The following is a 15,189-nucleotide window of genomic DNA, read 5'->3' on the forward strand; positions in this document are numbered from 1 at the left end:
AACAGGATCACACTTTTGTCGTGCAAATATAATTGTGTGATCTACACTCAATATCAGCCGCATTATTCGCCTGCATTCCAGCAATTCAGGCGATTGTTCATTGGCATTTACAAAAAATATTAACCCGCTCACATTCGCGCTCAGCCCTTATATCACGGGAAGTCCCGCCATCTGGCCTTTGGCAATATTCATGCCACAACCAAATTCAGGGTTGTCTCAGATTCTCAGTATGTTAGGGTAGAAAAAGGTCACTATTTCCATCAGGTAATATATCGATATAAACAAATAACAGGAATCATTCTATTGCATGGCAATTAAATTAGAAGTTAAAAATCTCTATAAGATATTTGGAGAGCATCCCCAGAGAGCCTTCAAATATATTGAAAAAGGACTTTCAAAAGAGCAGATTCTGGATAAAACGGGGCTATCGCTTGGCGTTAAGAACGCCAGTCTGGCCATTGAAGAAGGCGAGATATTTGTCATCATGGGATTATCCGGTTCGGGTAAATCCACAATGGTACGCCTTCTCAATCGCCTGATTGAACCCACCCGCGGGCAGGTATTGATTGACGGCGTAGACATCGCCCGGATATCCGATGCTGAGCTTCGCGAGGTGCGCAGAAAAAAGATTGCGATGGTGTTCCAGTCCTTTGCCCTGATGCCACACATGACGGTCCTGGACAATACGGCATTCGGCATGGAATTAGCCGGTGTTGGTGCGGATGAACGTCGTGAAAAAGCGTTAGATGCGCTGCGTCAGGTTGGTCTGGAGAATTATGCTCACGGCTACCCGGATGAACTTTCCGGAGGGATGCGCCAGCGTGTAGGCCTCGCCCGCGCATTAGCCATTAACCCTGACATCTTATTAATGGATGAGGCCTTCTCAGCCCTCGACCCATTAATTCGTACTGAGATGCAGGATGAGCTGGTAAAACTACAGGCGAAGCATCAACGTACCGTGGTATTTATATCGCATGACCTCGACGAAGCTATGCGTATTGGCGACAGAATTGCCATTATGCAAAACGGTGAAGTGGTCCAGGTCGGCACGCCGGATGAAATCCTGAATAATCCGGCCAATGATTATGTACGCACCTTCTTCCGCGGCGTTGATATTAGCCAGGTCTTCAGTGCGAAAGATATTTCACGCCGTAGCCCCGAGGGTTTAATTCGTAAAACGCCCGGGGTGGGTCCACGTTCAGCGCTACAATTATTGCAGGACAAAGATCGCGAATATGGTTACGTGATTGAACGTGGCAATAAATTCGTTGGCGTTGTCTCTATCGACTCATTAAAAACAGCGTTAAGTCAGGCGCAAGGTATTGAAGCGGCATTGATCGATGAGCCGTTAGCCGTAGATGCACAAACCCCTCTCAGCGAGTTGCTTTCTCATGTCGGTCAGGCCCCGTGCGCGGTGCCGGTTGTAGATGAGGAACAGCAGTATGTGGGCGTCATTTCAAAACGCATGCTGTTACAGGCTTTAGATCGTGAGGGGGTAAACAATGGCTGATCAAACTAATCCGTGGGACACCACACCAGCGGCCGACAGTGCCGCACAAAATGCTGATGCCTGGAGTACGCCATCAGGCGCACCCACTGACGGTGGTGGCGCGGACTGGCTGACCAGCGCACCCGCGCCGGCACCAGAGCATTTCAATATTATGGATCCGTTCCATAAAACGCTGATCCCGCTGGACAGTTGGGTCACAGAGGGGATCGACTGGGTCGTTACCCATTTCCGTCCGGTCTTCCAGGGCATTCGTGTCCCGGTGGATTACATTCTCAACGGCTTTCAACAGCTGCTGTTAGGTATGCCAGCCCCGGTAGCGATTATCCTGTTCGCGCTGATTGCCTGGCAGATTTCCGGCGTGGGGATGGGCGTTGCTACGCTGATTTCCTTAATTGCCATCGGTGCCATCGGCGCGTGGTCGCAGGCCATGATAACCCTGGCGCTGGTGTTGACCGCGTTGCTGTTCTGCGTGGTGATCGGTCTGCCGATGGGGATCTGGTTGGCGCGCAGTCCACGAGCAGCAAAAATTGTTCGCCCGCTGCTGGACGCCATGCAAACCACACCCGCGTTTGTCTATCTGGTGCCGATTGTCATGCTTTTCGGTATTGGTAACGTCCCGGGCGTAGTGGTGACGATTATCTTCGCCCTGCCGCCAATCGTGCGTCTGACTATTCTGGGGATTAACCAGGTGCCAGCCGATCTGATTGAAGCCTCACGCTCGTTTGGCGCCAGCCCGCGTCAGATGCTGTTTAAAGTGCAGCTCCCGCTGGCAATGCCCACCATTATGGCTGGGGTTAACCAGACGCTGATGCTGGCGCTCTCAATGGTCGTCATCGCGTCGATGATTGCCGTCGGCGGACTGGGCCAGATGGTTCTGCGCGGAATCGGTCGTCTGGATATGGGGCTTGCCACCGTCGGCGGGGTTGGGATTGTGATCCTCGCCATCATCCTGGATCGCCTGACGCAGGCCGTCGGTCGCGACTCGCGTAGTCGTGGCAACCGTCGCTGGTACACCACCGGTCCCATTGGGCTTATCACTCGCCCATTCACGAAGTAATTCACCCGTTGCCCGGTGGCGCATGCTTACCGGGCCTATACGTCCCTCCAATAATTAAGGAACAACGATGCGACAGAAAATAATTATTGCCACAGCGTTTGCCACCCTTGTCTCCACCAGCACTTTCGCTGCCGACCTGCCGGGCAAAGGCATCACCGTACAGCCAATCCAGAGCACTATCTCTGAAGAATCCTTCCAGACGCAATTAGTCGCCCGTGCGCTGGAGAAACTGGGTTACACCGTTAACAAAACCAGCGAAGTTGACTACAACGTCGGCTATACCTCCATTGCCTCTGGCGATGCAACTTTTACCGCCGTGAACTGGCAGCCGCTGCATGATGATATGTACGCCGCTGCGGGCGGAGACAAAAAGTTTTATCGCGAGGGGGTATTCGTTACAGGTGCCGCACAGGGTTATCTGATCGACAAGAAAACCGCTGAGCAGTATAAAATCACCAATATCGCCCAGTTAAAAGATCCGAAGATCGCCAAAATCTTTGACACCAACGGTGACGGAAAAGCCGATATGATGGGCTGTTCACCGGGCTGGGGCTGTGAAGCAGTAATCAACCACCAGAACAAAGCTTTCGATCTGGAAAAAACCGTCGAGGTCAGCCACGGTAACTATGCGGCGATGATGGCCGACACCATTACCCGCTTCAAAGAAGGTAAACCCATTCTTTACTACACCTGGACACCGTACTGGGTCAGCGACGTAATGAAGCCGGGTAAAGATGTGGTCTGGCTGCAGGTACCGTTCTCTTCCCTACCAGGTGAGCAGAAAGATATTGATACCAAACTGCCAAACGGTGCCAACTACGGCTTCCCGGTGAACACTATGCATATTGTCGCCAATAAAGCCTGGGCGGAGAAAAACCCGGCTGCGGCGAAACTGTTTGCCATCATGAAGCTGCCGCTGGCGGATATCAACGCGCAGAACGCAATGATGCACGACGGGAAAGCGTCTGAAGCCGACGTGCAGGGTCACGTTGACGGCTGGATCAAAGCCCACCAGCAGCAGTTTGACGGCTGGGTGAACGAAGCGCTGGCCGCGCAGAAATAATCCACTCACAGGCCTGATGAGTGTAGCGCCATCAGGCCTGTAACCGCATAAATGCCGGATGGTGGCGCGATGCACCTAATCCGGCCTATCCTCCCTCCCCCAATCGCACAATCCATCACTCAACAAATCAGCAACATTTAATCACTTCCGTTATGATTGTTTTCTGCAACCCATTACTCAGTTGAAAACAATGACGAAAACTACTCAGGGACTTAGCCCTTCGCTGATCCTGTTAATGTCTATTGCCACCGGCCTCGCCGTCGCCAGTAACTATTATGCGCAGCCGCTGCTCGACACCATCGCGCGCAACTTTTCGCTATCTGCCAGTACCGCAGGGTTTATCGTCACCGCGGCCCAACTCGGCTATGCCGCCGGTCTGCTGTTTTTAGTCCCGCTTGGCGATATGTTCGAACGTCGGATGCTGATCGTCTCCATGACGTTGCTCGCGGCTGGTGGCATGCTGATTACCGCCAGCAGTCAGTCACTGGGTATGCTGATCCTCGGCACCGCTCTGACCGGACTGTTCTCGGTAGTCGCACAGATTTTAGTTCCGCTGGCGGCGACACTTGCCACGCCAGACAAGCGCGGTAAAGTTGTCGGCACGATTATGAGCGGCCTGCTGTTGGGCATTCTGCTGGCACGCACCGTAGCGGGATTACTGGCCAATTTGGGCGGCTGGCGCACCGTGTTTTGGGTGGCATCGGTATTAATGGCGCTGATGGCGATTGCGCTGTGGCGCGGCCTGCCGAAGATGAAATCCGATACTCATCTTAACTATCCGCAGCTGTTAGGCTCCGTATTCAGCCTGTTTATTCACGATAAATTGCTGCGTACCCGCGCGATGCTGGGCTGCCTGACGTTTGCCAATTTCAGTATTCTGTGGACCTCGATGGCGTTTTTACTCGCCGCGCCGCCGTTTAACTATTCAGAAGGAATGATTGGTCTGTTCGGTCTGGCGGGTGCCGCAGGTGCATTAGGCGCACGTCCGGCAGGCGGTTTTGCCGATAAGGGTAAATCCCACCTGACCACAACTATGGGGCTGCTATTACTGCTGCTCTCCTGGCTTGCTATTTGGCTTGGGCACGCTTCCGTCCCCATGCTGATTATCGGTATTCTGGTGCTGGACCTCACCGTTCAGGGAGTACACATCACCAACCAGACGGTTATCTATCGCATCCATCCTGACGCGCGTAATCGCCTGACCGCCGGATACATGACCAGCTATTTTATTGGCGGAGCGGCAGGTTCACTGATTTCAGCCTCCGCCTGGCAGCATGCCGGGTGGGCTGGCGTTTGCCTGGCGGGTACGACCGTTGCCATACTCAACCTGTTGGTCTGGTGGCGAGGTTTTCACCGTCAGGAAGCCGTAAATTAAGCGTATAGCGCATGTTTACCGCTGATTGGGCTCCACAGGGTGTTAAGGAGCCCATCAGTCTGCTAAGGTTATAACTCATTGAACCAAGTTATATTAATTTCGGTAATGAAACCTATAACCCTATGGAACACCCTGTACCCCAGTCTGAATCCAGTTCGGCAACGTTAACGGAAGGATTCAAAGACAGCCTGCCAATAGTCATCAGCTATATTCCGGTCGCTTTTGCATTTGGTCTCAATGCCACTCGCCTTGGCTTCACGCCGGTTGAAAGCGTCTTTTTCTCCTGCATTATCTATGCGGGGGCCAGCCAGTTTGTCATTACCACCATGCTCGCCGCAGGCAGTTCGCTGTGGGTCGCCGCGCTGACCGTCATGGCCATGGATGTCCGCCATGTTTTGTACGGCCCTTCCCTGCGCAGCCGAATAGCCCAGCGACTGAGTAAACCCAAAAGTGCACTGTGGGCTTTTGGCCTTACCGATGAAGTCTTTGCCGCCGCAACGGCAAAACTGGTCCGGGATAATCGGCGCTGGAGTGAAAACTGGATGATCGGCATCGCACTGTGCTCCTGGGCCTCCTGGGTGTTTGGTACGGTGATCGGCGCGTTTTCCGGCAGTGGTTTACTCAAGGATTACCCGGCGGTTGAAGCGGCACTGGGATTCATGCTCCCGGCGCTGTTTATGAGCTTCCTGCTCGCGTCATTCCAACGTAAACAAGCGCTCTGCGTGACTGCCTCCCTGGCCGGGGCGCTGGCTGGCGTCATGCTGTTTTCCATACCTGCCGCTATCCTTGCAGGTATTGTCTGCGGATGCCTGACGGCGCTCATCCAGTCATTTTGGCAGGGAGGTCCTGATGAGCTATGAGGTTCTGCTACTTGGCCTGTTGGTCGGCTGCGTTAATTACTGTTTTCGCTATTTGCCACTCCGTCTTGGGGTCGGCAATGTTCGCCCGACGAAGCGCGGCGCGACGGGCATATTACTCGACACTATTGGCATTGCATCTATTTGCGCCCTGCTGGTGGTGTCTACCGCGCCAGAAGTTATGCACGACGCTCGTCGGTTCGTGCCTACGCTGGTGGGGTTTGTCATACTGGGCGCAAGCTTCTATAAGACCCGCAGCATCATCATTCCAACGTTACTGAGTGCTCTGGGCTATGGATTAGCCTGGAAAATGCTTGTTGGCTTATAGATAAAAACAATCATTTTAAAGAAATAATACATTTACTTTATTTGTCACTGTCGTTACTATATCGGCTGAAATTAATGAGGTTATACCCAAATGGATAGTTCGTTTACGCCCATTGAACAAATGCTAAAATTTCGCGCCAGCCGCTACGAAGAGTTCCCTTATCAGGAAGTGCTTCTGACTCGCCTATGCATGCACATGCAGGGCAAGCTGCTGGAAAACCGCAATAAGATGCTGAAAGCTCAAGGGATTAACGAGACGTTGTTTATGGCGTTGATTACGCTGGAGTCTCAGGAAAACCACAGTATTCAGCCTTCTGAACTGAGTTGCGCGCTTGGCTCGTCACGCACTAACGCTACCCGCATTGCGGATGAGTTAGAAAAACGTGGCTGGATCGAACGTCGTGAAAGCGATAACGATCGCCGCTGTCTGCATCTGCAATTGACCGAGAAAGGCCATGCTTTTTTGCAAGAGGTGTTACCGCCTCAGCATAACTGCCTGCATCAGCTCTGGTCGTCTCTTAGCACCACCGAAAAAGATCAGCTTGAGCAAATTACCCGTAAACTTCTGACCCGTCTTGATCAGATGGAGCAGGATGGCGCGGTGTTAGAAGCGCTGCGCTAACGCGCCGACTCGCTCAGAAATCCAGATTTATAAATGAAAAAACCGACAGGCCAGCACGCATACTGCTGGCCTGTCTGATAAACAGGTCGGCTCAGCCGATGTGAAAAAAATAAGATCGTGGAGAACAACATGAGCGCAAATGCGGAGACTCAAACCCCGCAGCAACCGGTCAAGAAGAATGGCAAACGTAAAAGTATGCTGCTCCTTCTGACCTTGCTCTTTATTATCATTGCCGTGGCATATGGGATTTATTGGTTTTTAGTACTTCGTCATGTCGAAGAGACAGACGATGCGTACGTGGCAGGGAACCAGGTTCAAATCATGGCTCAGGTATCAGGCAGCGTGACGAAAGTCTGGGCTGATAACACTGACTTTGTAAAACAAGGCGATGTGCTGGTCACCCTCGACCAGACAGACGCAAAGCAGGCATTTGAAAAAGCCAAAACTGCGCTGGCTTCCAGCGTGCGTCAGACGCACCAGTTGATGATCAACAGCAAGCAGTTACAGGCAAGCATTGAAGTGCAGAAAACCGCACTGGCGCAGGCACAAAGCGACTTTAATCGCCGAGTTCCGCTGGGCAATGCCAACCTGATTGGCCGCGAAGAGCTGCAACACGCTCGTGATGCCGTCGCCAGCGCTCAGGCCCAGCTTGATGTCGCGATCCAACAATATAATGCTAACCAGGCGATGATTCTGGGTAGCAAGCTGGAAGATCAACCCGCTGTGCAACAGGCTGCTACCGAAGTGCGCAATGCCTGGCTGGCGCTGGAACGTACCAGAATTGTCAGCCCAATGACCGGTTATGTATCCCGTCGCGCCGTACAGCCTGGTGCACAAATTAGCCCAACCACGCCGCTGATGGCGGTTGTTCCGGCCACTAACCTGTGGGTAGATGCCAACTTCAAAGAAACACAGCTCGCGCACATGCGTATCGGCCAACCGGCGACCGTTATCAGCGATATTTACGGCGATGACGTAAAATATACCGGTAAAGTTGTCGGTCTCGATATGGGTACGGGCAGCGCTTTCTCCCTGCTGCCAGCGCAGAACGCAACCGGCAACTGGATCAAAGTCGTCCAGCGTCTGCCGGTACGTATCGAACTGGATGCGCAGCAACTGGCACAGCATCCATTACGTATTGGTTTGTCTACGCTGGTTACGGTAGATACCTCAAATCGTGACGGACAAATTCTGGCAAGCCAGGTTCGTACCACGCCGGTATCAGAAAGTAATGCACGTGAAATCAACCTTGCTCCGGTCAATAAGATGATCGAAGAGATCGTGCGGGCCAACGCGGGCTAATTCAAAGGTGCGTGTGATGCAACAGCAAAAACCGCTGGAAGGCGCGCAGCTCGTCATTATGACGATCGCGCTGTCCCTGGCGACATTCATGCAGGTGCTGGACTCCACCATTGCTAACGTGGCGATCCCCACTATCGCCGGGAACCTCGGCTCTTCACTGAGCCAGGGAACCTGGGTGATCACCTCATTCGGGGTGGCGAACGCTATCTCTATTCCGATCACCGGCTGGCTGGCAAAACGCTTTGGCGAAGTAAGACTCTTTATGTGGTCAACTATCGCCTTCGTCATTGCGTCATGGGCATGCGGGATGTCCACCAGCCTGAACATGCTGATTTTCTTCCGCGTAATCCAGGGTATTGTTGCCGGTCCATTAATTCCGCTGTCACAGAGCCTGTTGCTGAATAACTATCCACCTGCCAAGCGTTCCATCGCCCTCGCGTTATGGTCGATGACGGTGATTGTTGCCCCGATATGTGGTCCTATTCTTGGGGGCTATATCAGCGACAACTATCACTGGGGCTGGATATTTTTCATCAACGTGCCAATCGGGGCTGTGGTGGTTTTGATGACCCTGCAAACCCTGCGCGGTCGGGAAACCAAAACCGAGCAACGGCGCATTGACGCCATTGGTCTGGCACTGCTGGTCATCGGTATCGGCAGTTTGCAGATTATGCTCGACCGCGGCAAAGAGCTGGACTGGTTCGCCTCGCAGGAGATTATCATCCTGACGGTGGTCGCCGTGGTTGCTATCAGCTTCCTGATCGTCTGGGAGCTTACCGACGAGCACCCCATTGTCGATCTTTCGCTGTTTAAGTCGCGCAACTTTACCATCGGCTGTCTGTGTATCAGTCTGGCCTATATGCTCTACTTCGGCGCAATCGTCCTGCTGCCGCAGCTGTTGCAGGAGGTATACGGCTATACGGCAACCTGGGCTGGTCTGGCGTCAGCGCCGGTTGGGGTGATTCCGGTGATCCTGTCGCCGATTATCGGCCGCTTCGCGCACAAGCTGGATATGCGTCGGCTGGTGACGTTCAGTTTTATTATGTACGCCGTCTGTTTCTACTGGCGTGCGTGGACGTTCGAGCCGGGTATGGACTTTGGCGCATCGGCCTGGCCGCAGTTTATTCAGGGGTTCGCGGTAGCCTGCTTCTTTATGCCGCTAACCACCATTACGCTGTCCGGTTTACCGCCTGAACGTCTGGCGGCGGCATCCAGCTTGTCGAACTTTACGCGAACGCTGGCAGGTTCCATCGGTACATCGATTACGACGACAATGTGGACGAACCGCGAGTCGCTGCACCATGCTCAGCTAACGGAATCTGTTAACCCCTACAACCCAAATGCACAGGCTATGTACGATAAGCTGCAGGATTTAGGGATGACGCACCAGCAGGCTTCAGGTTGGATAGCTCAGCAGATCACCAATCAGGGGCTGATTATTTCCGCTAACGAAATCTTCTGGATGTCGGCGGGGATATTCCTGGTCCTGCTTGGCCTGGTGTGGTTCGCCAAACCGCCCTTCGGTGCGGGCGGCGGTGGTGGTGGCGCACACTAATTATCTGATAAAAGGGATCTGCGGATCCCTTTTTTATTAGACCTACAATCAGAAGTAATATTTGAATCTCAGACGCCCGCCGTAACGCGCATCTTCGCTGTTATCACCATTAGTCGGATTGGCCTCTACCCATGAAGCATAGGCACCGAGATAGATGTTAAAGTTTTTCATATCCATCACATTGGGGAATAAATATGAGGCATGAATAGTGTGAATGTCATAATTGCCGGGATCGGTGATCCAGCAATCGTCCTCACAAACGGTATCGATATTGGTAGCATTGAAGGCTTCGATTTTGTTATGCGCATAGATATAACCCAGTTCAAATCGATGCCACAACGCATTCACCCCAGCGGTAAAATCTGTCTCATCGGTCGCATCCATATAGGCGGTATTCAGGTTAATCACTGCGCCATCTTCCGGGTCCGTTTTTTTACCATTCCAGGTCATGGTAAAACCATAGCCCGTACGATCTGACTGATCGATCCACGTCCCATTTTGGTAATAGCCGTAGGCGTTGTTAACGACGTTACTTTCCATCGCTATCGCCGTTGAAAAACGCCCGTTTTGCCAGGCGATAACCGGACGGACGTAAGCCACGTTTTTATCGTTGGTTAAATCCATTCCGTGGTACTGCTTCTCGGTATATAACGCACTGCCATTTTCCAGCAATGTGTTAACTTCGAAATACCAGTTGTCGATGGTTTTGCTCAGCAGGAAGTTACCCCCGCTGTCGCTACGTCCCCGTCCTTCTTTCATCATATAGATATAGCCGTAACCGTCACTGTAGAGATCGTTCGCTGTATTCCCCGAATATTCAACAAACGTATCCTGATTCAGCGGGAACATATCGTAGGCTTCAAAACGACCAACCTTAATTTTCCAGTCATTCTCACGACCAAAGAAGAAAACGGCATCATCGAGGTTCATTTTTCCGGTCAGGTCCGCCAGAGGCTGTACCGAGAACCCTGCAAAATTACCGTTGTCCCGCCGCTGGTAACCATCAAAGCCCAGCAACAGGCGTCCGTTAATATCCCAGCGTTCATTGGTTCCTGGTGCCCAATCTTTATTCGCTGATGTTCTCGTCGATGTCAGGCTACCGGAACGGCTTGCCGCATCCATATTAAATTCGACATCGCCATAGAACTTAATATCGCTGAAGCCAGATAATGTCAGCTTAGGCGGAGTTTCACCTGCTGCAATCGGCTCGGCAGACTGGACATTCACCGTCGGCGCAGCAGCGACCTGCTGCTGCTTCAGCGAGCGAATTTGCGCCTCAGCATCGGATGCCCGTTTTTCGGCATTAACAACACGTTGCTCCAGTTCAGCCAGACGCTGCTCAATAGTGATATTATTTGCTGCCCAAAGGTTATGAGAAAAGCAAGCACCGATCATCAGCGCCAAATATTTAGCCTTCATTTTCATCCCTAAAGTTTAATGTATACCAGATAAGATTTGATAAAAGCCCTATCTACCGGCTATTAAAAGAGTCTTGTTATTACCCGGATATCTGGCACATTCCATTATGTTTTTCTATTAATTATTTATGTTTTTTAGTTTATGTGATCAATACACTCTGGCATCGTTAATTACCCGCCTCTTTCTGTTTACCAGATCACACTTTATTATTCGACAGGTCAGGCATCACTTAAATTAAAATGTATTCTCGCCGCAAATATAATAAGCACACATTATATTAAGCAATAAAAAACCCCGGACATAAACCGGGGTTAATATAAATACTAGAACAGCTAATCAATAAGACTAAATATGCAGTTCCTGCAGTTTCTCTTTCGGTAGCGCCAGCTCTTCATTGCTGTTCACGCGTACATCACGCTCCAGAATATGACGCGCGATATCCTGTGCTTCGCTAAGAGAGTGCATCTGATACGTACCGCACTGGTAAACGTTCAGCTCCGGGATCTGGTTCTGATCCTGTACTTTCAGCACGTCCGCCATTGCCGCTTTCCACGCGTCGGCTACACGCTGTTCGTCCGGCGTACCAATCAGGCTCATGTAGAAGCCGGTACGGCATCCCATCGGAGAGATATCGATAATCTCAACGCCGTTACCGTTAAGGTGGTTACGCATAAAACCTGCAAACAGGTGTTCCAGCGTATGGATACCTTTCTCAGGCATCACTTCTTTGTTCGGAATGCAGAAACGCAGATCAAACACGGTGATTGCGTCGCCATGCGGGGTGTTCATCGTTTTTGCAACCCGGACCGCGGGAGCTTCCATCCGGGTGTGATCGACAGTAAAACTATCTAACAACGGCATTTAGCCACCTCCGATAAATTTTTTAAAAATAATCTGAACTCTTTGTTCCGGGGCGAGTCTGAGTATATGAAAGACGCGCATTTGTTATCATCATCCCTGTTTTCAGAGATGAAATTTTGGCCACTCCCGAGTGGCCTTTTTCTTTTGTATCAAGCGTGCTTTTCCAGCCACACACTAAACGGCTCAGTATCAGCCGCTTCGATCTCCTGCTGACGACGCTTTGAAGCCTCGGTTTCAGCAATAAATTCAGCTTCCTGCACTATTTCTAACGGCTCTTCACGCAGCAGATTTCGGTAAGCCTCACCCAGCGCTTTGCCCGTGCCGCCAATGCCTTCATCAATCATAGACCGTAGGATCCGGGCAGAGAAAGTCAGTTCAGGATTGTCAAAACAGGCAACCAGTTCATCACAGACCTTCTGATACTCCTCTCCCCCATCGATGCTGTCCAGCGTTTGTGCCACGCGTTTCAGATCGCGGAACAAATCTTTCCCAACCTTAGGCAGCGGGAACTGGGCTGTTTCACAGCCAATACCTAACGTCAGCCCAGGCTTACGCCCTTCGAGAATCACGCGATTCCAGTTTTTACGCGTACACAGCAATTCATCGCTACTCATTTCCGGGGCATCAGCCAGCGCACACCAGACCATAAACAGATCGAGGAAGCGCACCTGCTGCTCGTCCACGCCGATAGGCGAGAACGGGTTGATATCCAGCGAGCGTACTTCGATGTACTCGATACCGCCACGCAGAAGCGCATCTGATGGCGTTTCTCCACGACGAGTGACGCGTTTCGGGCGAATAGGCGCATACAGCTCATTTTCAATCTGCAGAACGTTGCTGTTGATTTGCAGACGCTTACCGTCTTTCTCCAGACCGATCGCCGCGTACTCCTCGGAAGGCGTCTTAATCGCGCGCTTTAATCCTGCCACATACTCATGCAAATCGTTAAACGTAATTCCGAGATTGCTTTGCGACTTATTGGTATAGCCCAAGTCACTCAGGCGCAGCGACGTTGCGTACGGCAGGTAATACATCCCACAGTCGGTTTTTTCAAACGGCAGAGTTGTTGGTTTTCCTTGCAGGAATGAGGAACAAATGGCCGGAGAGGCACCAAACAAATACGGGATCACCCAACCAAAACGGTAGTAGTTGCGGATCAGACGGAAGTAGCCCGCGGAGATCTTCTCTTTAGCATCCTCACCTTCGGTTACACCGCATTTCGCCTGCCAGAAAGCCATAGGCAGCGAGAAGTTGTAGTGGACGCCCGAGATTGTCTGCATCAACGCGCCATAGCGGTTTTTGAGGCCTTCACGGTACAGCGTCTTCAGGCGACCGGTATTCGACGAACCATACTGCGCCAGTTCGATATCCTGACCTTCGGCAATATAGCAAGGCATGCTCAACGGCCACATACGCTCGTCGCCAAGGTTTCTGGCGGTATAACGATGTAAGTCGCGCATGAACGTGAGCATTTTCTCAATGTCGTCACCGGGTGGAGTAATGAACTCCAACAATGCTTCGGCAAAGTCAGTGGTTATCCACTTATGCGTTAGCGCTGAGCCTAACACCTCAGGATGGCCTGTCGTTGCTAATGACCCATCTGCATTAACACGCAGCGTTTCGCGCTCCAGACCACGTTGAATCCCCTTTAATGCCTGAGGATGGTTTTCCAGCCAGGCCAGCGCCTGTGATACGTCCGGGATCAAATTGACCTCCCGCCTGTCAAAATCGTTTTAATTAGCATAATGGTATTGGTTACCCTGAAGGCTATCCCACAACACAATTAGTGCCACCACATAATGCCTTGTGTCGTAACCGCTGCGACAACAACATAGCGCAGCGCCTTGCCAAGGCATAAGAAAAAGAGAACTGGGCCCCACGAGATGCGCATCCACCCGGCTAACAGGCACAGCAAATCCCCCACAACCGGCATCCAGCTTAATAATAGTGTGACAGCGCCATAGCGCCGCAGCCAGCCAGTGGCTTTTTCTTGCCAGCGCGATGTTTTACGCAATGGAAAGAAACGCCCAAGGATAACGTTAGTTAACCCTCCAAGGCTATTACCCATTGTTGCTGTTAAGACTAAGACCCAGGGATGACTGACCCCGGAGACCAACAAAGCAACCAGAACAACTTCCGAATTACCGGGTAATAGCGTGGCACTGAGAAAACTGCTGGCAAACAGTGACAGGAGCGACAGTCCATCACTCACAATAACCGGACATCCACGGCATCCATTCCCGCGGCATGCGCCGCCTGTATTCCAAAATCGGCATCTTCAAACACGACGCAACGAGCCGGAACAACCCCCATACGTTCGGCACAAAGCAAAAACGTATCAGGAGCCGGTTTATGGTGCTGTACGTGATCGGCTGCGACTACAGCATCAAAATAGCGACGCAGACCAAGGTGAGCGAGCAGCGCTTCTGCAATTGCGCTTTCACTACCCGTACCTACCGACATAGGACGACGACCATGCCAGGCTTTCACGACATCAACCAACGGCAAAGGCTGGACGCTATCCAGCAGCATGCTTCTCACCTTGTCGGTTTTTTCACGTGCCAGTGCATGAGGATCAAGATCGGCATGGTTCAATTCAATTACCGACTGCGCAATACGCCACGTTGGGGAGCCATTGAGGGCGACCATGGCATGTTCATCAAACCGTAGTCCATAATGCCCCAATACCTCATGCCACGCCTTACGATGCGTAGGCTCGGTATCCAGGATGGTACCATCCATATCAAAAATCAAACCCGCATAACGTTCGTACATCGTCTTCTCACAAGCCGAGTGACCAGACGTTATTTTATCGTAATTGATTGATTTTGTCGCTGACAGCGAATTGAGGGGTGTTCAGAGAGTATGTGGAAATGATTTAGAGGGAGGGAGAAGATGGTGCATCCGGGAGGATTACTCACTCGTGTTCGCCCTGCGGGCCGTTGCTAAAGCAACGTTATCCTCCCTGGTGCTCGCGATTATCTCGCAGACCATGAAACAACAGTTTCGCTGTTATTTAGGAGAAGATGGTGCATCCGGGAGGATTCGAACCTCCGACCGCTCGGTTCGTAGCCGAGTACTCTATCCAGCTGAGCTACGGATGCATCGGGAAACTTGCTTTACTGCCGATACTGATACCGTGATAAGCGATATCAAGTAAGAGATGGTGCATCCGGGAGGATTCGAACCTCCGACCGCTCGGTTCGTAGCCGAGTACTCTATCCAGCTGAGCTACGGATGC

At 51.8% G+C, this 15,189-nt stretch carries 14 protein-coding genes and 2 tRNA genes; 9 read left to right on the top strand and 7 right to left on the bottom strand.

Annotation, left to right across the window (positions count from 1 at the left end):
- Window positions 1-307: 307 nt before the first annotated feature.
- From proV to emrB, 9 genes are all read left to right on the top strand, one after another.
- Window positions 308-1,510 carry a glycine betaine/L-proline ABC transporter ATP-binding protein ProV gene (proV, locus tag OGY37_RS18905; protein WP_003037282.1) on the top strand — a complete coding sequence of 401 codons (1,203 nt, stop codon included), beginning with the start codon at window positions 308-310 and terminating at the stop codon, window positions 1,508-1,510.
- Entirely contained in the window at window positions 1,503-2,567 is a 1,065-nt protein-coding gene (gene proW / locus OGY37_RS18910; protein WP_008785611.1) for a glycine betaine/L-proline ABC transporter permease ProW, read from the top strand. Before proV ends, proW begins: the two co-directional genes overlap by 8 nt.
- 67 nt (window positions 2,568-2,634) lie before the next feature.
- On the top strand, window positions 2,635-3,630 hold the full coding sequence (proX, locus tag OGY37_RS18915) for a glycine betaine/L-proline ABC transporter substrate-binding protein ProX (RefSeq protein ID WP_043017315.1): 996 nt from the start codon (window positions 2,635-2,637) through the stop codon (window positions 3,628-3,630).
- A gap of 190 nt (window positions 3,631-3,820) precedes the next feature.
- Complete coding sequence (locus OGY37_RS18920; protein WP_191219715.1) at window positions 3,821-5,005, top strand: MFS transporter; 1,185 nt, start codon at window positions 3,821-3,823, stop codon at window positions 5,003-5,005.
- A gap of 122 nt (window positions 5,006-5,127) precedes the next feature.
- Window positions 5,128-5,865, top strand: coding sequence for an AzlC family ABC transporter permease (locus tag OGY37_RS18925; protein WP_191219714.1), 738 nt, complete (start codon window positions 5,128-5,130; stop codon window positions 5,863-5,865).
- Window positions 5,855-6,190: an L-valine transporter subunit YgaH gene (ygaH, locus tag OGY37_RS18930; RefSeq protein ID WP_003825969.1), complete on the top strand. Its 336-nt coding sequence runs from the start codon at window positions 5,855-5,857 to the stop codon at window positions 6,188-6,190. Before OGY37_RS18925 ends, ygaH begins: the two co-directional genes overlap by 11 nt.
- A 90-nt stretch (window positions 6,191-6,280) precedes the next feature.
- Window positions 6,281-6,811, top strand: coding sequence for a multidrug efflux transporter EmrAB transcriptional repressor EmrR (emrR, locus tag OGY37_RS18935; protein ID WP_003037300.1), 531 nt, complete (start codon window positions 6,281-6,283; stop codon window positions 6,809-6,811).
- 129 nt (window positions 6,812-6,940) lie between these two features.
- Window positions 6,941-8,113 (top strand): multidrug efflux MFS transporter periplasmic adaptor subunit EmrA, encoded by a 1,173-nt coding sequence (gene emrA, locus OGY37_RS18940; RefSeq protein ID WP_003825968.1) that lies wholly within the window; start codon window positions 6,941-6,943, stop codon window positions 8,111-8,113.
- Window positions 8,114-8,129: 16 nt separating this feature from the next.
- Window positions 8,130-9,668 carry a multidrug efflux MFS transporter permease subunit EmrB gene (gene emrB / locus OGY37_RS18945; RefSeq protein ID WP_003825966.1) on the top strand — a complete coding sequence of 513 codons (1,539 nt, stop codon included), beginning with the start codon at window positions 8,130-8,132 and terminating at the stop codon, window positions 9,666-9,668.
- Between the two features lie 48 nt (window positions 9,669-9,716).
- On the opposite strand, the gene OGY37_RS18950 is transcribed toward emrB, so the two are convergent.
- From OGY37_RS18950 to OGY37_RS18980, 7 genes are all read right to left on the bottom strand, one after another.
- Window positions 9,717-11,087, bottom strand: a complete 1,371-nt coding sequence (locus OGY37_RS18950) for a carbohydrate porin (RefSeq protein WP_286621554.1) — start codon at window positions 11,085-11,087, stop codon at window positions 9,717-9,719.
- A 345-nt stretch (window positions 11,088-11,432) separates the two neighbouring features.
- Window positions 11,433-11,948: an S-ribosylhomocysteine lyase gene (luxS, locus tag OGY37_RS18955; RefSeq protein ID WP_003037312.1), complete on the bottom strand. Its 516-nt coding sequence runs from the start codon at window positions 11,946-11,948 to the stop codon at window positions 11,433-11,435.
- Between the two features lie 149 nt (window positions 11,949-12,097).
- Window positions 12,098-13,654 (bottom strand): glutamate--cysteine ligase, encoded by a 1,557-nt coding sequence (gshA, locus tag OGY37_RS18960; RefSeq protein WP_008785615.1) that lies wholly within the window; start codon window positions 13,652-13,654, stop codon window positions 12,098-12,100.
- Window positions 13,655-13,731: 77 nt separating this feature from the next.
- Window positions 13,732-14,160, bottom strand: coding sequence for a YqaA family protein (locus tag OGY37_RS18965; RefSeq protein ID WP_003825961.1), 429 nt, complete (start codon window positions 14,158-14,160; stop codon window positions 13,732-13,734).
- Window positions 14,157-14,723: a fructose-1-phosphate/6-phosphogluconate phosphatase gene (gene yqaB, locus OGY37_RS18970; protein WP_003825960.1), complete on the bottom strand. Its 567-nt coding sequence runs from the start codon at window positions 14,721-14,723 to the stop codon at window positions 14,157-14,159. Before yqaB ends, OGY37_RS18965 begins: the two co-directional genes overlap by 4 nt.
- Window positions 14,724-14,975: 252 nt before the next feature.
- A tRNA-Arg gene (locus tag OGY37_RS18975) sits at window positions 14,976-15,052 on the bottom strand.
- Between the two features lie 60 nt (window positions 15,053-15,112).
- Window positions 15,113-15,189: transfer RNA gene (locus OGY37_RS18980), tRNA-Arg, on the bottom strand.

The organism is Citrobacter sp. Cpo030 (assembly GCF_030333005.1).
Classification (GTDB): domain Bacteria; phylum Pseudomonadota; class Gammaproteobacteria; order Enterobacterales; family Enterobacteriaceae; genus Citrobacter; species Citrobacter portucalensis.